The 19,927-nt window shown below is 69.5% G+C and carries 21 protein-coding genes and 1 pseudogene; 18 read left to right on the plus strand and 4 right to left on the minus strand.

Annotation, left to right across the window (positions count from 1 at the left end; translation table 11 throughout):
• Positions 1-173 precede the first annotated feature (173 nt).
• From LVQ62_RS12055 to LVQ62_RS12095, 9 genes are read left to right on the plus strand one after another with little or no spacing between them, the layout of a single operon-like run.
• Entirely contained in the window at positions 174-1,346 is a 1,173-nt protein-coding gene (locus tag LVQ62_RS12055) for a glycoside hydrolase family 3 protein (RefSeq protein WP_208051990.1), read from the plus strand.
• A gap of 57 nt (positions 1,347-1,403) precedes the next feature.
• Complete coding sequence (locus LVQ62_RS12060) at positions 1,404-2,249, plus strand: metalloregulator ArsR/SmtB family transcription factor (protein WP_233761877.1); 846 nt, start codon at positions 1,404-1,406, stop codon at positions 2,247-2,249.
• Positions 2,246-3,664: a Fe-S cluster assembly protein SufB gene (gene sufB, locus LVQ62_RS12065; protein WP_233761879.1), complete on the plus strand. Its 1,419-nt coding sequence runs from the start codon at positions 2,246-2,248 to the stop codon at positions 3,662-3,664. Before LVQ62_RS12060 ends, sufB begins: the two co-directional genes overlap by 4 nt.
• Positions 3,664-4,851, plus strand: a complete 1,188-nt coding sequence (sufD, locus tag LVQ62_RS12070) for a Fe-S cluster assembly protein SufD (RefSeq protein ID WP_208051988.1) — start codon at positions 3,664-3,666, stop codon at positions 4,849-4,851. Before sufB ends, sufD begins: the two co-directional genes overlap by 1 nt.
• Complete coding sequence (locus LVQ62_RS12075; protein WP_208051987.1) at positions 4,848-5,186, plus strand: non-heme iron oxygenase ferredoxin subunit; 339 nt, start codon at positions 4,848-4,850, stop codon at positions 5,184-5,186. Before sufD ends, LVQ62_RS12075 begins: the two co-directional genes overlap by 4 nt.
• A gap of 23 nt (positions 5,187-5,209) precedes the next feature.
• A complete protein-coding gene (sufC, locus tag LVQ62_RS12080) occupies positions 5,210-5,971 on the plus strand; it encodes a Fe-S cluster assembly ATPase SufC (protein ID WP_179480871.1) in 762 nt (253 codons plus the stop codon).
• A 5-nt stretch (positions 5,972-5,976) separates the two neighbouring features.
• Positions 5,977-7,272 carry a cysteine desulfurase gene (locus LVQ62_RS12085; protein ID WP_233761881.1) on the plus strand — a complete coding sequence of 432 codons (1,296 nt, stop codon included), beginning with the start codon at positions 5,977-5,979 and terminating at the stop codon, positions 7,270-7,272.
• On the plus strand, positions 7,272-7,748 hold the full coding sequence (gene sufU / locus LVQ62_RS12090; RefSeq protein ID WP_179480867.1) for a Fe-S cluster assembly sulfur transfer protein SufU: 477 nt from the start codon (positions 7,272-7,274) through the stop codon (positions 7,746-7,748). The genes LVQ62_RS12085 and sufU overlap by 1 nt, the downstream gene beginning before the upstream one ends.
• Positions 7,745-8,083, plus strand: a complete 339-nt coding sequence (locus tag LVQ62_RS12095; protein ID WP_179480865.1) for a metal-sulfur cluster assembly factor — start codon at positions 7,745-7,747, stop codon at positions 8,081-8,083. Before sufU ends, LVQ62_RS12095 begins: the two co-directional genes overlap by 4 nt.
• Before the next feature lie 60 nt (positions 8,084-8,143).
• On the opposite strand, the gene LVQ62_RS12100 is transcribed toward LVQ62_RS12095, so the two are convergent.
• Together LVQ62_RS12100 and LVQ62_RS12105 are read right to left on the minus strand one after the other, a co-directional pair.
• Positions 8,144-9,103: a hypothetical protein gene (locus LVQ62_RS12100; RefSeq protein ID WP_233761883.1), complete on the minus strand. Its 960-nt coding sequence runs from the start codon at positions 9,101-9,103 to the stop codon at positions 8,144-8,146.
• A gap of 233 nt (positions 9,104-9,336) precedes the next feature.
• Entirely contained in the window at positions 9,337-9,633 is a 297-nt protein-coding gene (locus LVQ62_RS12105) for a hypothetical protein (protein WP_233761885.1), read from the minus strand.
• On the opposite strand from LVQ62_RS12105, the gene LVQ62_RS12110 reads away from it, so the two are divergent.
• From LVQ62_RS12110 to LVQ62_RS12140, 7 genes are all read left to right on the plus strand, one after another.
• Positions 9,623-9,847, plus strand: a complete 225-nt coding sequence (locus LVQ62_RS12110) for a plastocyanin/azurin family copper-binding protein (RefSeq protein WP_233761886.1) — start codon at positions 9,623-9,625, stop codon at positions 9,845-9,847. The genes LVQ62_RS12105 and LVQ62_RS12110 overlap by 11 nt on opposite strands.
• Position 9,848: 1 nt before the next feature.
• Positions 9,849-10,331 carry a hypothetical protein gene (locus LVQ62_RS12115; RefSeq protein WP_208051981.1) on the plus strand — a complete coding sequence of 161 codons (483 nt, stop codon included), beginning with the start codon at positions 9,849-9,851 and terminating at the stop codon, positions 10,329-10,331.
• A complete protein-coding gene (locus LVQ62_RS12120) occupies positions 10,325-10,864 on the plus strand; it encodes a sigma-70 family RNA polymerase sigma factor (protein WP_233761888.1) in 540 nt (179 codons plus the stop codon). The genes LVQ62_RS12115 and LVQ62_RS12120 overlap by 7 nt, the downstream gene beginning before the upstream one ends.
• Entirely contained in the window at positions 10,861-11,550 is a 690-nt protein-coding gene (locus tag LVQ62_RS12125) for an anti-sigma factor (RefSeq protein ID WP_233761890.1), read from the plus strand. The genes LVQ62_RS12120 and LVQ62_RS12125 overlap by 4 nt, the downstream gene beginning before the upstream one ends.
• 65 nt (positions 11,551-11,615) lie before the next feature.
• The gene (locus LVQ62_RS12130; protein ID WP_233761892.1) at positions 11,616-12,053 is read left to right on the plus strand and encodes a hypothetical protein; all 438 of its coding nucleotides are present in this window, start codon (positions 11,616-11,618) and stop codon (positions 12,051-12,053) included.
• Positions 12,054-12,212: 159 nt separating this feature from the next.
• Entirely contained in the window at positions 12,213-12,986 is a 774-nt protein-coding gene (locus LVQ62_RS12135) for a hypothetical protein (RefSeq protein ID WP_208051979.1), read from the plus strand.
• Between the two features lie 35 nt (positions 12,987-13,021).
• On the plus strand, positions 13,022-13,696 hold the full coding sequence (locus LVQ62_RS12140) for a class F sortase (RefSeq protein ID WP_233761894.1): 675 nt from the start codon (positions 13,022-13,024) through the stop codon (positions 13,694-13,696).
• A gap of 6 nt (positions 13,697-13,702) precedes the next feature.
• Here the strand turns inward: LVQ62_RS12140 and LVQ62_RS12145 are convergent, their stop codons facing one another.
• Positions 13,703-14,905 carry an MFS transporter gene (locus LVQ62_RS12145; RefSeq protein WP_233761896.1) on the minus strand — a complete coding sequence of 401 codons (1,203 nt, stop codon included), beginning with the start codon at positions 14,903-14,905 and terminating at the stop codon, positions 13,703-13,705.
• 63 nt (positions 14,906-14,968) lie between these two features.
• Complete coding sequence (locus LVQ62_RS12150; RefSeq protein ID WP_208051976.1) at positions 14,969-15,937, minus strand: neutral zinc metallopeptidase; 969 nt, start codon at positions 15,935-15,937, stop codon at positions 14,969-14,971.
• A 221-nt stretch (positions 15,938-16,158) separates the two neighbouring features.
• Between LVQ62_RS12150 and LVQ62_RS12155 the strand changes: the two genes are divergently transcribed.
• Positions 16,159-17,757 carry an ABC-F family ATP-binding cassette domain-containing protein gene (locus LVQ62_RS12155; protein ID WP_208051975.1) on the plus strand — a complete coding sequence of 533 codons (1,599 nt, stop codon included), beginning with the start codon at positions 16,159-16,161 and terminating at the stop codon, positions 17,755-17,757.
• Between the two features lie 220 nt (positions 17,758-17,977).
• Positions 17,978-19,845, plus strand: a pseudogene (locus LVQ62_RS12160) (ABC transporter ATP-binding protein).
• Positions 19,846-19,927 lie beyond the last annotated feature (82 nt).

Genomic DNA, 19,927 nt, shown 5'->3' on the forward strand with positions numbered 1-19,927 from the left:
TGCGTTCAGGGCCGTTCGGCCGGCGTACCGGTGCGAGACGTCCCTGATCTGCACGGGGGCGTCGACGGTCACAGCAAACGAGTTTAGGTGGGTCGTCCGCACTGGTTTCGCCCGGCGCCATGTGGTAGACCGCCGGAGGGGGCACCTGGGTCTCCTGTGACGAAGGAGCAGTGATGCGTAGGTCGACCACGATGATCCTGGCAGGGGTGGCTTCGCTGGCCGCCGGGAGCGGCCTCGTGGCCCCGGCAGCGCAGGCCGCGCGGCCCGCCGCGACGCCTGCGGCCACCGCCTGCACGGCCCTCACCGTGCTGCGGACCGAGACGCTGGAGCAGCGCGTCGGGCAAATCTTCATGGTCGGCACCCCGGCCACTGGCGCGAGCAGCCAGCTGCTGAGCGAGATCAGCAGCTACCACGTCGGCAATGCCTTCCTCAGCGGTCGCAGCACGTCCGGCACCGCGACGCCCGCACACACGACGGCGGCGCTGCGCGCCCGGGTCAGCAAGGCGAGCACGGACAACGTCCCGCTCTTCATCGCCACGGACCAGGAGGGCGGTGCGGTGCAGGTGCTGCAGGGCAGCGGTTTCAGCACGATCCCGGCGGCGCTGACGCAGGGCTCGTGGGCGTCCTCGACGCTGCAGAGTTCCGCGACCACCTGGGCGCGCCAGCTGGCCGGTGTCGGGGTCAACCTCAACCTGGCCCCGGTGGCCGACACCGTGCCCAGTGCCGCAGCGGCCCGCAACAACCCGCCGATCGGGGTCTACCAGCGCGAGTACGGCTACACGTCGTACGCGACGACGGCCGGGTCGACGGCGTTCCTGCGGGGTATGACGGCCGGGGGTGTGGGCTCGACCACGAAGCACTTCCCGGGCCTTGGCGTGGTCACCGCCAACACCGACACGTCGTACGGCGTGCACGACCGCTCGACGAGCTCCAGCAGCGCCTACCTCAACCCGTTCAAGGCCGACATCCAGCAGGGCGCCACAGCCGTGATGATGTCCTCGGCCATCTACGACAAGATCGACCCGAGCACCCTCGGCGTGTTCTCGCCCAAGGTCGTCGGGCTGGTGCGCTCGGCCGGCTTCACCGGGCCGATCATGACCGACGACCTGGGCAACGCGGTGCAGCCCGGTCGGTGGCCGGCGGCCAACCGAGCGCTGGACTCGCTCTACGCCGGCGTCGACATGATCCTCACCGTGAACTCCTCGGTGCTGCCCACCATGTACGACGCCGTCCTGAGCCGCGCGCAGACGCAGTCCTACTGGCTGCAGCGGGTCAACAACGCGGCCTATCTGGTGCTGCTCGGCAAGGAACGGCGCGGTCTGCTCACCAACAGCTGCTCCGCCTGACGCCGGTTAGGTCCCCCTGGCTAGGAAGAGCGGGGGCATTTAGGTCACACTTGTGTGGTGATTATCTCCGGCGAGCTCGACACCGAGCTCGGCAACGCGCGCGGAACCGGCGGCGCCGGTGCCGTGGGCCCGGCTGTCGGGTCCACGGACTGCGCCGAACCGCCGCAGGATCACGCGCGTACCCGTGACCGGGTGCTGGGGGAGATCTCCGAGCACGGCCCGCTGAGCGCCGCCGACCTCGGTGCGCGCCTCGGGCTCACACCGGCCGCCGTACGCCGCCACCTGGACGTGCTCGACGAGCAGGGCCTGGTCGACGAGGCCGTCACGACACAGCGGGGCACCCGCGGTCGGGGACGGCCGGCGCGCGCGTACGTGCTGTCCGAGGGCGGGCACGCACACCTGCGCGGCGCGTACGACGAGCTCGCCGTCTCCGCGCTGGACTTCCTCGCCCGCTCGGCGGGGCCGGAGGCGGTCCGGATGTTCGCTACCGAACGCGCCGACCGGCTCGCCGCAGTGGCCCGTCCGGCGATCGAGGCCGCCGGCGCCGATCCGGATGCCCGGGTCGAGGCGCTGGCCGCGGCGCTCACCACGCAGGGATACGCCGCGAGCACCCGGCCCGTGGGCGATGGAACATCGCGCGCCGGCATGCAGTTGTGCCAAGGGCACTGCCCGGTGCAGCACGTCGCCACCCGGTACCCGCAGTTCTGCGAGACGGAGGCCCAGATGTTCTCCGACCTGCTCGGAGTGCACGTGCAGCGGCTGGCGTCCCTGGCGCACGGCGAGCACGTCTGCACCACCTTCATACCGACCAGCACGACCAGCGCACAGCCGCCCGCTCTGAGCGGCACCACCGACACACACGGCACCACCACCCGCACGACCGGCGAGAGGAATCGATCATGAGCACCATCGAGGAGCTGAACCCGGGTCTGGCGGACATCGGGAGCTACCAGTTCGGTTGGTCCGACAGCGACACCGCCGGGGCGACCGCCAAACGCGGACTGTCCACCGACGTCGTCGCCGACATCTCCGCTCGCAAGTCCGAGCCGGAGTGGATGCTCAAACTGCGGCTGAAGTCGCTACGGCTGTTCGACAAGAAGCCCATGCCGACCTGGGGTAGCGACCTCACCGGCATCGACTTCCAGAACATCAAGTACTTCGTGAAGTCCACCGAGAAGCAGGCCACCAGCTGGCAGGACCTGCCCGAGGACATCAAGAACACCTACGACCGGCTCGGCATCCCCGAGGCGGAGAAGCAGCGCCTGGTCGCGGGCGTCGCCGCGCAGTACGAGTCGGAGGTCGTCTACCACCAGATCCGCGAGGACCTGGAGGAGAAGGGCGTCATCTTCGTCGACACCGACACGGCACTGCGTGAGCACGAGGAGCTCTTCCGGGAGTACTTCACCACCGTGATCCCCGCCGGCGATAACAAGTTCGCCTCGCTGAACACCGCTGTGTGGTCGGGCGGCTCGTTCATCTACGTCCCCAAGGGCGTGCATGTCGACATCCCGCTGCAGGCCTACTTCCGGATCAACACCGAGAACATGGGCCAGTTCGAGCGGACGCTGATCATCGCCGACGAGGGTTCCTCCGTGCACTACGTCGAGGGCTGCACCGCGCCGATCTACAAGTCGGACTCGCTGCACTCGGCCGTGGTCGAGATCGTGGTGAAGAAGAACGCCCGGGTGCGCTACACGACCATCCAGAACTGGTCGAACAACGTGTACAACCTGGTCACCAAGCGCGCGACCTGCGAGGCCGGCGCCACGATGGAGTGGATCGACGGCAACATCGGCTCGAAGGTCACCATGAAGTACCCGGCCGTCTTCCTGATGGGGGAGTACGCCCGCGGCGAGACGCTGTCGATCGCGTTCGCGGGTGAGGGCCAGCACCAGGACGCCGGCTCCAAGATGGTGCACGCCGCACCGCACACCTCCAGCTCGATCGTCAGCAAGTCGGTCGCGCGTGGTGGCGGGCGCACGTCGTACCGCGGTCTCGTGCAGATCCTCGAGGGCGCCGAGCACTCCAAGTCCAACGTGGTCTGCGACGCGCTGCTGGTCGACCAGATCAGCCGCTCGGACACCTACCCGTACGTCGACGTCCGCGAGGACGACGTGCAGATGGGCCACGAGGCGACCGTCTCCAAGGTCAGCGAGGAGCAGCTCTTCTACCTGCAGTCCCGCGGCATGACCGAGCAGGAGGCCATGGCCATGATCGTGCGCGGCTTCGTCGAGCCGATCGCGCGTGAACTGCCCATGGAGTACGCGCTCGAACTGAACCGCCTCATCGAACTCCAGATGGAAGGAGCAGTCGGCTGATGTCGCTGCTGACACCTGACGCAACGACGCACGCCGACCCCGCAGCGGTCGCGAGTGGTGCGGTCATCCCGGACACCTCGCGCGCCGAGCGCACGACGTCCTTCGACGTCGCGGACTTCCCCGTGCCCAACGGCCGGGAGGAGGAGTGGCGTTTCACCCCGGTGGATCGCCTCTCCGCCCTGTTCGCCGACAAGGACAGTGACCGCGGCGCCCTGCAGCTCGACCTGGACGGGGTCCGCTCCGTGCTCGCCGAGCCGCTGGCGCCGGGTGAGGCACCGCGCGGCACCGCGCTCGTGCCCGGCGACCGTTCCGCGGTCGTGGCGCACGCGCACAGCCCGAAGGCGCTCTACCTGAAGCTGGCCGCCGAGCAGGAGTACGACGAGCCGCTGCGGCTCGGGATCCACGGCACCGCCGCGGGCGCGCGCGCCAACGGTCACGTGGTCATCGAGGCCGGCGCGCAGAGCAAGGGCATGGTCATCCTCGACCACACCGGTGCCGCCGACGTCAACGCCAACGTCGAGGTGATCGTCGGTGACGGCGCCAACCTCACCGTGGTGACGCTGCAGCGCTGGGACGACGGCGCCAACCACCTGTCGCAGCACGACGCACTGGTCGGACGCGATGCGTCGTACCGGCACATCGCGGTCAGCCTGGGCGGTGACATCGTGCGGATGAACGCCGGTGTCCGCTATGCCGGCCCGGGCGCCGAGGCGACCCTGCTCGGCGTCTACTTCGCCGACAAGGGCCAGCACCTGGAGCACCGCTCCTTCATCGACCACACGGCTCCCCGGTGCACGTCCCTGGTGACGTACAAGGGTGCGCTGCAGGGCGACTCGGCTCACACGGTATGGGTGGGCGATGTGCTCATCCGCGCCGAGGCGCAGGGCACCCAGACCTACGAGCTGAACCGCAACCTGGTGCTCACCGACGGCGCCCGTGCCGACTCGGTGCCCAACCTGGAGATCGAGACCGGCGACATCGAGGGTGCGGGTCACGCCTCCTCGACCGGCCGGTTCGACGACGAGCAGCTGTTCTACCTGCAGGCCCGCGGCATCCCCGAGGAGCAGGCACGTCGTCTGGTCGTCCGCGGTTTCTTCGCCGACGTCGTCGCCAAGATCGGCGTGCCCGAGGTCGTCGACACCGTGATGACGGCGATCGAGGACGAGCTGAGGCAGGCCGGCGAATGACCGGTGACGCCGTGACCGCGGACTTCGTCCGGGTCTGCTCCCTGGGGGAGTTGACCGAGGGCGAGCCTGCCCGTGCCGACATCGGCGGCTACCAGGTGGCGTTGGTGCGCACCGAGACCGGTGAGGTCTTCGCGGTGGACGACACCTGCTCGCACGCCAACGTGTCGCTGTCGGAGGGCGAGGTCGAGGGCTGCACCATCGAGTGCTGGCTGCACGGCTCCCGCTTCGACCTGCGCACCGGAAACCCCGACAGCCTCCCGGCGATCGAACCGATCGCCACCTATCCCGTGAAGATCGACGGCGACGACGTGTTCGTGGCCGTCCCCACCAGCTGAGCAACCGAAGGACACCGAAACATATGTCAACGCTTGAGATTCGCGACCTGCACGTGACGGTCGACACCGAGCAGGGCGCCAAGGAGATCCTCAAGGGCGTCGATCTGTCGATCAGTTCGGGTGCGACGCACGCGATCATGGGCCCGAACGGCTCCGGCAAGTCCACGCTGGCCTACAGCATCGCCGGTCACCCGAAGTACACCGTCACCCAGGGCACCGTGACCCTGGACGGCGAGGACGTGCTGTCGATGACCGTCGACGAGCGGGCCCGCGCCGGACTGTTCCTCGCGATGCAGTACCCCGTCGAGGTCCCCGGCGTGACCGTGTCGAACTTCCTGCGTACGGCGAAGACCGCGGTGTCCGGTGAGGCGCCGAAGCTGCGTACCTGGGTCAAGGACGTCAAGGGCGCGATGGACAACCTGCGGATGGACTCCTCGTTCGCCGAGCGCAACGTCAACGAGGGCTTCTCCGGCGGTGAGAAGAAGCGCCACGAGATCCTGCAGATGGAGCTGCTCCAGCCGAAGATTGCGATCCTCGACGAGACCGACTCCGGCCTCGACGTGGACGCGCTGCGGATCGTCTCCGAGGGTGTCAACCGTGCCAAGGCCGGCTCCGACATCGGCGTCCTGCTGATCACCCACTACACGCGGATCCTGCGCTACATCAAGCCCGATCACGTGCACGTCTTCGTCGACGGCAGGGTCGCCGAAGAGGGCGGCCCGGAGCTCGCCGAGCGCCTCGAGAACGAGGGCTACGACCGCTACGTCGCGGCGGCGAAGGCCTGATCGACATGCCGTTCGACGCGACCGAGGTGCGGGAGGACTTCCCGTTGCTGTCCCGCACGGTGCGCGACGGCAAGCCGCTGGTCTACCTCGACTCCGGTGCCACCTCGCAAAAGCCCGTGGCGGTGCTCGACGCCGAGCGGGACTTCTACGAGCACCACAACGCCGCCGTCCACCGCGGAGCCCACCAGCTCGCGGAGGAGGCCACCGACGCGTACGAAGGCGCCCGCGCCACGATCGCGTCCTTCATCGGCGCCCAGCCGGACGAGGTCGTCTTCACCAAGAACGCCACCGAGGCGCTCAATCTGGTGGCGTACGCGTTCAGCAACGCCGGCGCGGCCGGTGCCCTCGACGGCGCGGACCCGCAGGTCGCGGGCCGGCTGCGGATCGGACCGGGCGACGAGATCGTCGTCACCGAGATGGAGCACCACGCGAACCTCGTGCCGTGGCAGGAGCTGTGCCGCCGCACCGGCGCCACGCTGCGGTGGATCCCCGTCACCGGCACCGGCGAGCTCGACCTGAGCGACCTGGGATCGATCGTGACCGAGCGCACGAAGGTGCTCGCGTTCGCGCACGTCTCCAACGTCACCGGCGTGATCAACCCCGTCGAGACACTCGTCGCGGCGGCCCACCGGGTCGGCGCGCTGGTGGTGCTGGACGCCTGCCAGTCGGTACCGCACCTGCCCGTCGACGTCGCGACGCTCGGTGTCGACTTCCTGGCCTTCAGCGGCCACAAGATGCTGGGCCCGCTGGGCATCGGCGTGCTCTGGGGCCGCTCCGAACTCCTGGCGGCGATGCCGCCCTTCCTGACCGGCGGATCGATGATCGAGCTGGTGACGATGGAGGGCTCGACCTACGCCGCGCCGCCGCAGCGTTTCGAGGCCGGGGTGCCCGTCGCGGCCCAGGCCGTCGGCCTGGGTGCCGCGTGCGACTACCTGAGCGCCCTCGGGATGGACAACGTGCTCGCGCACGACCGGGTCATCACCGCCGCTGTGCTGCAGGAGCTCGCGAAACGACCCTGGGTCACCGTGCTGGGTCCGACGGATCCGCAGAAGCGTTGTGGCGCAGTGGCTTTCAGTGTCGACGAAGTGCACCCGCACGACGTCGGCCAGATCCTGGACGACGCGGGCGTCGCCGTGCGCACGGGCCATCACTGCGCGTGGCCGCTGCACCGGGCTCACCGGATCACGGCGTCCACCCGGGTCAGCTTCTCCGTCTACACCACGCTGGAGGACGTGGCCGCGTTCGCGACCGCACTCGACCGGGTGCCGCAGATCTTCGGTCTCGAGACGGGAGCAGCCTGATGGACCTCTACCAGGAGCTGATCCTCGAGCACTCCAAGCGACCGGTGAACGCCGGCCTGCGCGAGCCGTACGACGCGCAGGTGCACCACGTCAACACCACCTGCGGCGACGAGGTCACCCTGCGGGTCAGCGTGCAGGACGGCCGGGTCGCCGACGTGTCCTATGACGCGATCGGCTGCTCGATCTCGGTCGCCGCCGCCTCGATCCTCGCCGAGGAGGTGACCGGCGAGACCGTCCCGGAGTCGCTGCGCACCTACGAGGCCATGAAGGCCATGCTCACCAGCCGGGGGACCGACGCCGGCGACGAGGACGTCATCGGCGACGGCGTGGCACTGGCCGGGGTCGCGAAGTACCCCGCCCGGGTGAAGTGCGCACTGCTCCCGTGGAGCGCCTACACCGCCGCCCTGACCGAGGCCGAGGTCCTCGGCACCACCATCGACCCACAGACCGTCCCCGCCTCCGGAGGTACCCCATGACGGACACCACGCCAGCGACCACCAGCCCCACCAACGTCGCCGACCTCGAGGAGGCCATGCGCGACGTGGTCGACCCCGAGCTCGGCATCAACGTCGTCGACCTCGGTCTCGTCTACGGCATCACCGTCGACGGCGAGGCCAACGCGGTCATCGACATGACGCTGACCAGTGCCGCCTGCCCGCTCACCGATGTGATCGAGGATCAGACCGGCGCCGCCCTGGAGGGCCTGACCAACAGCTTCCGGATCAACTGGGTCTGGATGCCGCCATGGGGCCCGGACAAGATCACCGACGACGGCCGCGAGCAGCTGCGGGCGCTCGGCTTCAACGTTTGAGCCGATCCACACGAGCGGATGACGGGCGCGGGTCCTTCGAGGCCCGCGCTCGTCGCTGTCTCACTCGTAGAGCACGTAGTCAGGGCGCGGCACCAGCGCCAGCACCTGCGCAGGGGTCATCAACGGCCCGGCCTGCGCGTCCTCCTGGAAGAACAGCTTGAAGCCCGGTGCGACGAACGCCGGGGTGTCCTTCATGACCAGGTGGTAGGTGTCGGTCTTGTCCTCCGCGGCCCCGATCCCGTCGACGGACTTCACCAGCGCCACGCCGGTGTGCGGCCGCAACGCGGACTGGTCGCGCAGGATGGAGGGGCGCAGCACGTGCACCACCAGGGCCTTCTCCGGCAGCCTGTGGGCGCTGACCAACCCCGAGAGGTAGGCGGCGACGTCGTTCACGATCTCGCCGGTGGTCGAGCCGAAGACCGCGCCGGGTCGCTGGCCGGGCCGGATCGACCACTCCGGGTCCAGTGCCAACCCGACGTCCGGCTCGGTCAGCCAGTGCTCGTACGCGCGGGCCTCGTCCAGGAAACTCGCGCGGCCGGGCTGGATGTTCAGCAGCAGGAGGGCGCCGCGAGCCCGTGCGGCGGTCAACCAGGTCGAGATGACCTCGTCGCTCACCCGCGCGCGGAAGAGTCCGTCGCCGCCGGGCGCGCCCTGGACGACGGTCGCGATCAACTCCACGACCGGCAGGATCTTCCGACCGGTGGACCACGCGGGGCACGCGCTCATCATCCGGTCCAGTTCGACGTTCAGATCACCGACGCCGAGTTGGCCGAGGGCGGGCGCTCCGGGGGAGCCGCACCACCCGAAGAGGAAGCGCGACGGGAAGATCGTGCGGCCACCTCCCGGCAGCTCGGCTGCAGCGGGAACGGTGCTCGGCCTGCCGGTCGGCGTGCGGGTCGGCGTCCGGGGAGGGCCGCCCGCCCGTACGGCCGGGATGATCGTGGCCGGGGCGCCGCATGCCGCCACCGTGACCGCGCCGAGCGCCCCCAGAGCACCCCCGACCAGCCCCCGCCGGGACACCTCGCGAACCATCACCCTCCGATGAGACCACGTTGCCGGGCGCACGTGCGTATGACGTGCCGGGGTGTGTGCAGGTCGCGCGGAAAGAGGTCCGTCAGAAAACAATGAGGTTGTGAGGTGAACCACTTCGCCGTCCGCTACGTACTACCAAGCGGACGTGCGATGCAGCGGCACCTGACGGTGCGGGCACCGATGCGCCCGATGTCCGGCACGACCGCATCGATCGCAGGAGTTCACATGTCCCAGTCCCTCGTCCGTTTCCCCGCCGTCGCGATCGCAGGTGTCGGCCTGGCCATGGCGCTCGCCGCCTGCGGCGGCAGCTCAGGCACCTCGTCCAGTTCAGCCGCCAGCGCTTCCTCGACCAGTTCGTCGTCCAGCGCGGCGCCGAGTTCGTCGTCCAGCTCTTCTTCGCCGGCCACCTCGTCGTCCGGTTCGTCGTCATCCAGTGCCCCGGCCGCGGCGGGGCCGACAAAGACGGTCACCGCCAACGAGGTCGAGTTCCACATCACCCTCAGCACCATGACCTTCACACCGGGCACCTACACGTTCGACGTGAAGAACGGCGGCTCGGCCACGCATGCTCTGAAGATCGTCGGACCGGGCGTCGACAAGAGCACCTCGGACATCGCCGCCGGCAAATCCGCCACGCTCACGGTGACCCTCACAGCCGGCACGTACGACGTGAACTGTCCCGTGGCCAACCACAAGATGCTCGGCATGGACGTCAAGATCAAGGTCGCCTGAGATGGGTGCCACCCCGGGTCTGCATGCAGGCGCCGGTGACACGACCGGGCGCGACCACACGATCGAGAGGTCCGGCTCCTTCCTGACCGTCGTCGTGCTGCGGGTCCTCGGCGCGGCGGGTCTGCTCGGCAACGGCTGGGTGCACTATCACCTGTGGGACCAGGGCTACCGGTCGATCAAGACCATCGGCCCGCTCTTCTTGCTCGACGCCATCGCTGCCGTCGTCCTCGCCATCGTCGTCCTCGCGGCGCCCCGTCGGATCCTGCCGCTGGGTGCCCTGGCCGGCTTCCTGATGCAGGTCGGCACGATCGCGGCCCTCGTCGTCACCACGAAGCGCGGACTCTTCGGTTTCACCGAGTCGACCAAGGCCCCCGACTACTGGGAGTCGGTCTGGGTGGAGAGCATCGGGGCCCTGGTGCTCCTGGTGCTCGTCGGATACTGCGTGTCCCGGATGCGGGCGAGGACGGTCTCGCGACGGTGGTAAGACCTGAGGTGCAGGCGAAGGAGCGCACGGATCTGCGTGCGCTCTACGACCGACATGCGACGGCGCTGTTCGGTTTCGCCCTGCACCTCAGCGGCGGTGACCGCGGCCGTGCCGAGGACATCGTGCAGGAGACCCTCGTCCGGGCATGGCAGCACCTGCCCGGGCAACCGGCCGTACAGCAGGACATCCGTCCGTGGCTGTTCACCGTCGCCCGCCGGATCGCGATCGACCAGCACCGCAGGGCCGAGGCCCGACCGACCGAGGTGTCGGGTGCCGGGGCCGACCGGGTCCTGATGGGCACGCCGGACGACACCGACCTGGAGGCCGGCCTCGACCGGATCGTGATCCTCGACGCGCTCGCGGCGCTGTCGGTCGAACACCGGGAGGTGCTGATGCAGACGTACTACGCCGGCCATACGGTCGCGGAGGCGGCTCGCGTCCTGCAGATCCCCGTGGGCACGGTGAAGTCCCGCGCGTTCTACGCCCTCAAGGCGTTGCGACTGGCTCTGATGGAGCGGGGGATGACGCCATGACCGGATGGTCCTACGACCCGGTGCGGGCCGACCTGGCCGCCTACGCGCTGGGAGCCTTGGAACCGGCCGACGAGATGGCAGTGCGCGCCCACCTGCCGACCTGCGAGGAGTGCCGCGCCGAGCTGGCCGAGTTCTCGGCGATCGTGCCTCGGCTGGCTGCCGTCGCCGACAGTGACCTGACCCTGCCCCGGCCGCCCGCAGCGCTCTTCGATCGTGTCGCGGCGGCCGTCGACGCCACCGAGCAGGACGGGACGCAGGAGCCGCCGGCGTCGGGTCCGACCTGGCGGGAGCGCGCGCTGCGCGGCGGGAGACGTCGGCTCATCGCCGTCGCCGCGGTGCTGGCTCTCCTGGTCGCGGGCGGAGCCGCGCTGACGGCGCAGCGACTGAACCAGCCGGACACGGTGAACGCCGTCGCCACTTCCGGTGCCGTCACGATGCACGTGAGAGCCACCGGCGTCGCCTCGGGCACCACCTTGCGCATCAGTGTCGACGGCATACCGCAGAACGTGCAGTGCCACCTCGTGGTCACCAAGGACGACGGGTCGCGCCACTCGGCGGGCTGGTGGTCCTCCGGGTACTCCGGCCATGCCGTCTACACCTCCTCCACGGACGTTCCCCGTCGGCACCTGGCGGTCCTCACGCTGTACGGCGCGGACGGCGAGAGCCTGGTCAGTCTGCGAATGTGATTCGCTTCCCATCCATCCGGGGAGGGGCTCCGAATACCCCACACAGCGACCCGGAAGGACGCATCATGGAGCAGTTCCTCACTACACCGCATGCCTCACGGGCACGCTGGGTCGTTGCCCTGTTCGCGGTTGTCGCAGCCGTGGCCCACATTCCGGTCACCGGTGAGCACCTGCGTGAGGCGCCGTACATGGGATGGCTCTTCATCGTGCTGACCGTGGGGTGCCTGGCGATCGCCGGTGCTGCTCTGGTCCGCGACAGCTCTGCGATGTACGCGCTCGCCGTGCTGACCTGCGGGCTCGCGGTCGTCGGTTACGCGGCCACCCGTCTGACGGCGTTCCCCATGCTCTCCGACGACGTCGGCAACTGGCTGGAACCCCTCGGCGTCGTCTCGGTGATCACCGAGACCGTCGTGGTGGTCGCCGCCATCGTCGGACTGCGCCATCGGGCGCGGCCGACCTCCAGAATTTCGACCTCATGGCCATCCACCGTCCATGGCGGCTGACCAAGAGGATCGAAGCAAGCGGTCCTCGTGCCGCACCGTGGTTGAAAGCTCCTCGCGAGATTTCGACGCTTCTCAGATAGACCGAACGGTTCAACAGTGAATGCCTCGAACTGGCGACGTCATCCCGACTTCGATCGAGCATCACAGAAGGGTTTACGCATGTCGACTGTCAAGAAGTCCCTCGCTCTGGCTGCCGCCGGAGCAGCCTGTGTTGCGATTCCCCTCTCGACCGCCTCGTCCGCGATGGCTGCCTCGAGCGGCACGACCTACCTGTCTGCGCACCTCACCTCGCTCAACGAGAGCGGCGCGAGCGCGACCGTGACCGGCACCCTCAAGGGCGACCAGTTGTCCCTGAAGATCGTAGACTCCGGTCTGCTCGCAGGCGCCCCGCACGCCCAGCACATCCACATCGGCGGGACGAACTCCTGCCCGTCGCCGACCGAGAAGGGCACCGGAGTCGACGGCCACCTGCGCGTCGCCAACGCATTGGACAGCTACGGTGCCATCGCGCAGTCGCTGACCACCTCGGGTGACACCTCGCCGGCCAGTGGTCTGGCGGTGACGCGTTTCCCGGTCGGGACGGCCACCTACAACCGCACCTTCACTGTGCCCGCGGCCACCGCGACCGCTCTGAAGGACGGTAAGGCCGTCATCGTGCAGCACGGTGTGGACTACAACAAGGACGGCAAGTACAGCGGCTCGTCCAAGTCCGAGCTCGACCCGAGCCTGCCCGAAGAGGCCACCGACCCCGCCGACTGTGGCGTCGTCAAGGCCAGCCAGATGAGCATGATGCCCGGTGGCGGCGTGAACACCGGCTTCGCCTCGACCAAGGACTCCAACAACAGCACCGCGATCGCGGGCGGCGCTGCTGCCGTGGCGATCGGTGCTGCGGGCGTCCTGGTGATGCGTCGCCGTCAGCGCACCAACGTCTGACCCACCCGGTCTGACACGGAGTAATTGAGGATCACATGAAGAACCGGACACGCGCACAGACCATCGCTATCGCCGTGCTGTGCGCGTGTCTGGTCCTCGGTGGCATCGTCGCCATCGTGTGGGGCACGCACCGCCCCGCCCATACCGACGCCATCCCGCTTCCGGCGTCGCAGACGAGCAGCTCGAGCACCTCGCCCACCAGCCCGTCCGTGACGTCCCCGTCGACGTCCTCCTCGGCGAACAGCCCCGCGGCGGCGCCCCTCTCACCACCCAGCAAGATCAGCATCCCGAGTCTGAACGAGGGGTCGACGCTCCTGACGCTCGGCGCGACCGCCAACCGGGAGATCGTCGTACCGGACGACAAGCACGCCGACCAGGCGGGCTGGTTCACCGGATCACCCACCCCCGGAGCCGTCGGTCCGGCCACCATCGTCGGCCACGTCACCAGCTCGCGCGGGGGAGCGGTCTTCTATCACCTGGCTCAGATCAAGAACGGCGCCACCGTGACGGTGACCCTGAAGAGCGGGAAGGTCCTGACCTACGACGTCTATCGCGTCGTCAGCGTCCCCAAGGACAACTTCCCGACCCAGGCGGTCTACGGCAACACCACCGACCCCGAACTTCGCTTGATCACCTGCGGCGGCAGTTTCGACTCGGCGACCGGCCACTTCCGCAACAACACCGTCGTCTACGCCCGCCTGGCCGCCTAGACCTCCTCAGCCCGTCCGGGCGCGGAGGAGCCCCAGCCGCCGTCGTTCGGCCGTGACGGGGGTGATGGCTGCGCCGACCAGCGGGAAGACCGCGCAGATCGCGAACGCGAGCCCGTATCCGTGCGCGGCGGCCAGTGCCCCGACCAGAGGTCCGGTGCCGAACGCCGCGAGGTTCTGCGCGGTGTTCTGGGTGCCGAGCGCCCGACCGGCCCAGAACGGCCCGGCGAACTCCGCTGTCGCCGTGAAGCCCAGCCCGTTGTCCGTCACCGACACGATCGAGGCCGCCGCGAGCGCCAGGATCACCAGCACCGAGCCCGCCCACGCGGTGGCGGCCACTGCGAGCATGCAGCACATCGAGACCACCGCGATCTGCCGCATCGGCCCCAGCCGGTTGCCGACCCGATCGGACCAGCGACCGGCCACCAGACGGCCGGTGGCACCCAGGACGGCGACCGCCGCGAGGATGCGACCCGCACCCGCAGGATCCCAGTGACGCTGTGCCACCAGGTATTCGGCGGCGAAGGTCGCGGTCGCGAACTGCGGGACGACCAGCAGGGCGCTGGCGGCGTGCACCCGCCACAGCGCAGCCGAGTCCCGGTAGGGCGATGCAGGGCGCACTCCGGTCTGCACGGGCGCGTGGCGCGGTGGGTCGACGGCGAACAGCAGCAGGGCCAGCGTGACCAGGAGACACAGCACCGAGGGCGCGATCAGCGCCACCGACACGCCGTACCGGTGGGCCAGCGGTGGCAGCACCAACGCGGCCACGGCGACCCCGAGCGGCTGTCCCATCTGCCGCACGCCCATCGCCACCCCGCGTCGTTCCTGCGGGAACCAGCCCATGATCAGCCGCCCGCTCGCGGAGTTGACCGACGCACCCGCGGCTCCCACCAGGGCCAGCGCCGCCGCACGGGCGGGCAGCGTGTGGCTCGCGGCGGCCACCAGGCCGGCGAGACCCGTGAGGCCGAGGCCCAGCCACATCGCCAACCGCTCGCCGTACCTGTCGGCGAACCCGCCCCACAGGATGAGGGTGGCGACCAGGCCGAGCGACGGTGCGGCCGCGAGGGCACCGGCGCCGCTGAGGCTCACTCCCTGGGCCCGGAAGGTCGGCACGAGGAACGGCATACCGTAGAGCAGGCTGCAGGCGACGGTGAGCGCCAGGGTGCCGAGCGTCAGCATCACCCAGGGGCGTGCGGTCACCGGTGCGTCCACTCATCCGACGGTAGGCGGGTGTCCGCTCGATGAGACGGGTGTCTCGCTATCCGGAAGAACTGGTCAGCCGAGCGAGGTGGCGTTGAAGGTGTCGCAGGCGTTGAGCCGGCCGGTCTGATAGCCCGTCTGGAACCAGTGCTGCCGCTCGGCGGACGACCCGTGCGTCCAGGTGTCCTGGTTGACACGTCCCGACGACTGCTTCTGGATGCGGTCGTCGCCGACCGCGGAGGCCGCCGACAGTGCCGACCTGATGTCCGAGGCGGTGATGGCCTGCAGGTACGCCGTCCCGTTGGCGTCCTTGGTGGTCGTGGCGTGATGCGCCCAGAGACCCGCGTAGCAGTCGGCCTGCAGTTCCGTGCGGACGGAGCCGCTCGTGGCGCCCTGGGGATCCTGCTGCGCGCGTCCGAGTGCGCCGAGCAGGTCCTGGATGTGGTGGCCGTACTCGTGCGCCACGACGTACTCCTTGGCCAGCTGACCGGTGTCCGCGCCGTACTTGCTGCTCAGCTCGGAGAAGAAGCCGGCGTCGATGTAGACCTTCTTGTCGAGCGGGCAGTAGAAGGGTCCGGTCTGGTTGCTGGCGGTGCCGCAGGCGGACTGGGTGCTGCCGCTGTAGACCACCGCGACGGCCCCGGTGTACTGCTTGCCGGTGGCCTTGGGCAGATAGGTGGTCCAGAAGTTCTCCACCGTCGCCACGGTGGCCTTGATGAGGCAGATGTCGTTGCGGTTGGCGTCGGCACCGGTCTTGCAGGCGGCGAGCTGCTGCTGCACCTGGTCGCTTCCGCCGACCTGCCCTCCGTCGTACTGATTGCCGGCGACATTGCCGGCATTGCCCGCGCCGTCGGCGTTCGACGTCGTGCCGCCGGTGCCACCGCCCGCGAAGTGGGTGATGAGGATGATGATGACGGTCAGGACCAGCCCGCCGACACCCCCGCCGGCGACCATCCCGCCCGGCGCGAAACTCCCGCCACCGCCGCCCGAACCGCCGCTGGAGACGTCGGAGGTGCCGATGTTGGCGTTGTCGTTGAACGTCACGGCGGGTCGACCTTCCGAAAATCGGTGGGCCGGACAGGGCCCGGCTGATCTACTCCAGCGTAGTCAGCGACGTTGGTCACGTGCGCGCCCATGTGGTCGTCCGGCCGCTGCGGTGGGCGTAAAATGGTGTATACGCCTGACCCGCCGGCCCGGGGTCGGGCGTTCGCGTTGCCGCGTAATCAGCAGGCGAACGCCCCTCATCCCACCGAAGGAGTCCGACCGTGCTCACCGCGCATGACCTCGAACTACGCGCCGGCGCCCGGACCCTGTTGGAACACACCAGCTTCCGCGTCGCGCCCGGCGACCGCGTCGGTCTCGTCGGCCGCAACGGCGCCGGCAAGACAACCCTCACGAAGGTGCTGGCCGGCCAGGCGAACCCCGAGGCCGGTCAGGTGACCCGCTCCGGCGAGGTCGGCTACCTGCCCCAGGACCCCCGCACCGGCGACCTCACCGTGCTGGCGCGCGACCGCATCCTGTCCGCGCGAGGACTGGACACGATCGTGCGCGACCTGCGCAAGTCCGAGGCGCAGATGGGCGATGAGGACGAGGAACGTCGCGAGAAGGCGATGCGTCGCTACACCCGGCTGGACCACGAGTTCCAGGCGCAGGGCGGCTACGCCGCGGAGTCCGAGGCCGCGTCTATCGCCTCCGCGCTGGCCCTCACCGAACGACTGCTGGACCAGCCGCTGCAGACCCTGTCCGGTGGTCAGCGACGCCGCGTGGAGTTGTCCCGGATCCTCTTCTCCGGCGCGCAGACCCTGCTGCTCGACGAGCCGACCAACCACCTGGACGCCGACTCGATCGGCTGGCTGCGCGACTACCTGCGCGCGTACAAGGGCGGGCTGATCATCATCAGCCACGACGTGGAGATGCTGGACACCGTGGTGACCCGGGTCTTCCATCTCGACGCCAATCGCGCCGAGCTCGATCAGTACAACATGGGGTGGAAGACCTACCTGCAGCAGCGCGAGACCGATGAGCGCCGCCGCAAGCGTGAGCGGCAGAACGCCGAGAAGAAGGCGTCGGCGCTCTTCGGCCAGGCCGACAAGATGCGCGCCAAGGCCACCAAGGCGACGGCCGCGCAGAACATGGCCAAGCGTGCCGAACGGCTGCTCGCCGGCCTGGAGACCGAACGCCAGCAGGACCGCGTCGCCAAGCTGCGCTTCCCGAAGCCTTCGCCGTGCGGGCGCACTCCGCTGATGGCAGAAGGGCTTTCGCGGTCCTACGGCTCGCTGGAGATCTTCACCGACGTCGACCTGGCGATCGACCGCGGCTCGCGGGTCGTCGTCCTCGGTCTGAACGGTGCGGGCAAGACCACCCTGCTGCGGATCCTCGCGGGCGTCGACGACCCGGACACCGGTGAGGTGCAGCCGGGGCACGGGCTGAAGCTCGGCTACTACGCCCAGGAGCACGAGAACCTCGACATGGACCGGTCGGTCCTGGACAACATGAAGTCCGCGGCGCCGGACCTCGGCGAGACCGAGACGCGCAAGGTGCTCGGCTCGTTCCTCTTCAGCGGTGAGGACGTGCTGAAGCCCACCCGGGTGCTGTCAGGTGGCGAGAAGACCCGGCTGTCGCTCGCACTGCTGGTCGTGTCGTCGGCCAACGTGCTGCTGCTCGACGAGCCGACCAACAACCTCGACCCGGCCTCGCGCGAGGAGATCCTCGGCGCGCTGCGCGGCTACGAGGGTGCCGTCGTGCTGGTGACCCACGACGAGGGCGCCGTGTCGGCCCTGGAGCCCGAGCGGGTGCTGATGCTCCCTGACGGGGTCGAGGACCACTGGAACCCGGACTACCTGGACCTGGTCACGCTGGCCTGACCCGGCCGGCGTACGCCGCGTGGCCGGCCGCTTCGGCACCCGGGTCCGCCACGCTGATGTGGCTGGTTTGCGTCTGTGGCCAGTGCTGCAGCCCTGGCCACAGACGCAAAACCCCCACGTCGGCGACCTGCCCGAGACGCGCTCGGCATACCAGCACCCCGCCGGGTGTTGACCCTGCCAGACCTTTCAGACCTGCACAGCAAGGAGAGCCGACGTGTCGATGCCCGGCGGTTGGATGACGATGCGCTCGCTCACCCGCGACTCCTCGGTCAAGAACGCCCCGCTCAAGCCGGGGACGACCAAGCGGGTGCTCGGGTACGCCGGCCCGTTCCGGCGTCCCCTCATCGCGTTCCTGGTGATGGTGATCATCGACGCGCTGATGGTGATCGCGACCCCCTTGATCCTGCGCGAGATCGTCGACAAGGGCGTCCTGCACAGGGACACCTCACTCGTGGTGTGGCTCGCCGTGGCCGCGGCCGTCGTCGCGATCCTGGATGCCGGGCTGGGTGTCGGTGAACGCTGGCTGTCCGCGCTGATCGGGGAGGGGCTGATCTACGACCTGCGTCGGGAGGTCTTCGCGCACGTGCTGCGCCAGCCCATCGCGTTCTTCACCCGTGCTCAGACCGGTGCGCTCGTCACCCGCCTCAACTCCGATGTCATCGGCGCGCAGACGGCGTTCACCTCCGTGATGTCCAACGTGGTCTCCAACGCCGTCAGCCTCGCGGTGATCGTGACCGCGATGGCCGTGCTGTCCTGGCAGCTCACCCTGGCGGCGCTGGTGCTGGTGCCGCTCTTCCTCATCCCGACCCGCATCATCGGACGCCGCGTCGCCGGGCTCACCCGCAACCAGATGATCGAGAACGCCGACCTGGGCGCGCGGATGACCGAGCGCTTCAACGTCGCCGGCGCCCTGCTGGTCAAGCTGTTCGGCCGCCCCGAGACCGAGCACCGCGAGTACGCCGAGCGCGCCGGCAAGGTGCGCGACTACGGCATCGCCCTGGCACTGCAGCGCAGCGTCTTCCTCGTCGGACTGACGCTGCTGGCGTCGCTCGCCACGGCCATGGTCTACGGTATCGGCGGTGTGATGGCCGCCCGCGGCACCCTCACCGTCGGCACGCTGCTCGCGCTGGCCGCGTTGCTCGCGCGCCTCTATCTGCCACTCACCCAGCTCTCGAACGTCCGGGTCGACGTGATGTCGGCGCTCGTGTCGTTCGAGCGGGTCTTCGAGATCCTCGACCTGCGGCCGATGGTGCGCGAGTCGGCGGACGCTGTGGCGCTGCCGGACGGGCCGCTCGACGTACGGTTCGAGGACGTCGAGTTCAGCTATCCGGACGCCGACCAGGTGTCGCTGGCATCGCTGCAGACCGTGCAGTCCGGTGACGACGGCGCGAGCTCGCAGGTGCTGAAGGGGCTCTCGTTCGTCGCGCGCCCGGGGAGATGGTCGCCATCGTCGGCCCGTCCGGTGCCGGCAAGACCACGATCAGCGCGCTGGTGGGCCGGTTGTACGACCCGACGTCCGGCGTCGTACGGATCGGCGGAGTGCCGCTCACCGAGGTCAGCGACGTGTCGCTGCGCGACCGGGTCGGCATGGTCACCCAGGACGCGCACATGTTCCACGACACCATCGGCGCCAACCTGCGCTACGCGCGCCCGGACGCCACCGACGCTGAACTGCACGCCGCCCTGCAGGCCGCGAACATCTCCGACCTGGTGGACCGGCTGCCGCACGGTCTGGACACCCTGGTCGGCGACCGCGGTCACCGCCTGTCCGGCGGCGAGAAGCAGCGGCTCGCCATCGCACGCCTGCTGCTCAAGGCGCCGTCCGTGGTGGTGCTGGACGAGGCCACGGCGCACCTGGACAGCGAGTCCGAGGCGGCCGTGCAGCGGGCACTCGATACGGCGCTGGAGGGGCGCACCTCCCTGGTCATCGCGCACCGCCTGTCGACGGTCCGCGCCGCCGACCAGATCCTCGTGGTCGAGGCCGGGCGGATCGTGGAGCACGGGCGGCACGCGGAGCTGCTGGCCGCCGAGGGGCTGTACGCCGAGCTCTACCGCACGCAGTTCGCCGAGGCACCGACCCCGGCCTGACCACCCGATCGTCAGCGGATCGGTGGCGCCGACGTCACGTTCCTGCGGACAACCGACGGGGCACAGGGGTGGTTGTCAGCGG

It is taken from the genome of Allobranchiibius sp. GilTou73 (genome assembly GCF_021391335.1).
Lineage (GTDB): Bacteria > Actinomycetota > Actinomycetes > Actinomycetales > Dermatophilaceae > Allobranchiibius > Allobranchiibius huperziae.

Coding starts and splice junctions, on each gene's coding strand:
- LVQ62_RS12125 (WP_233761890.1), top strand. CDS start 10,861: ATGACCGGATGGTCCTACGACCCGGTGCGGGCCGACCTGGCCGCCTAC.
- sufB (WP_233761879.1), top strand. CDS start 2,246: ATGAGCACCATCGAGGAGCTGAACCCGGGTCTGGCGGACATCGGGAGC.
- LVQ62_RS12110 (WP_233761886.1), top strand. CDS start 9,623: ATGACCTTCACACCGGGCACCTACACGTTCGACGTGAAGAACGGCGGC.
- sufU (WP_179480867.1), top strand. CDS start 7,272: ATGGACCTCTACCAGGAGCTGATCCTCGAGCACTCCAAGCGACCGGTG.
- LVQ62_RS12095 (WP_179480865.1), top strand. CDS start 7,745: ATGACGGACACCACGCCAGCGACCACCAGCCCCACCAACGTCGCCGAC.
- LVQ62_RS12135 (WP_208051979.1), top strand. CDS start 12,213: ATGTCGACTGTCAAGAAGTCCCTCGCTCTGGCTGCCGCCGGAGCAGCC.
- LVQ62_RS12115 (WP_208051981.1), top strand. CDS start 9,849: ATGGGTGCCACCCCGGGTCTGCATGCAGGCGCCGGTGACACGACCGGG.
- LVQ62_RS12075 (WP_208051987.1), top strand. CDS start 4,848: ATGACCGGTGACGCCGTGACCGCGGACTTCGTCCGGGTCTGCTCCCTG.
- LVQ62_RS12085 (WP_233761881.1), top strand. CDS start 5,977: ATGCCGTTCGACGCGACCGAGGTGCGGGAGGACTTCCCGTTGCTGTCC.
- LVQ62_RS12130 (WP_233761892.1), top strand. CDS start 11,616: ATGGAGCAGTTCCTCACTACACCGCATGCCTCACGGGCACGCTGGGTC.
- sufC (WP_179480871.1), top strand. CDS start 5,210: ATGTCAACGCTTGAGATTCGCGACCTGCACGTGACGGTCGACACCGAG.
- LVQ62_RS12055 (WP_208051990.1), top strand. CDS start 174: ATGCGTAGGTCGACCACGATGATCCTGGCAGGGGTGGCTTCGCTGGCC.
- sufD (WP_208051988.1), top strand. CDS start 3,664: ATGTCGCTGCTGACACCTGACGCAACGACGCACGCCGACCCCGCAGCG.
- LVQ62_RS12140 (WP_233761894.1), top strand. CDS start 13,022: ATGAAGAACCGGACACGCGCACAGACCATCGCTATCGCCGTGCTGTGC.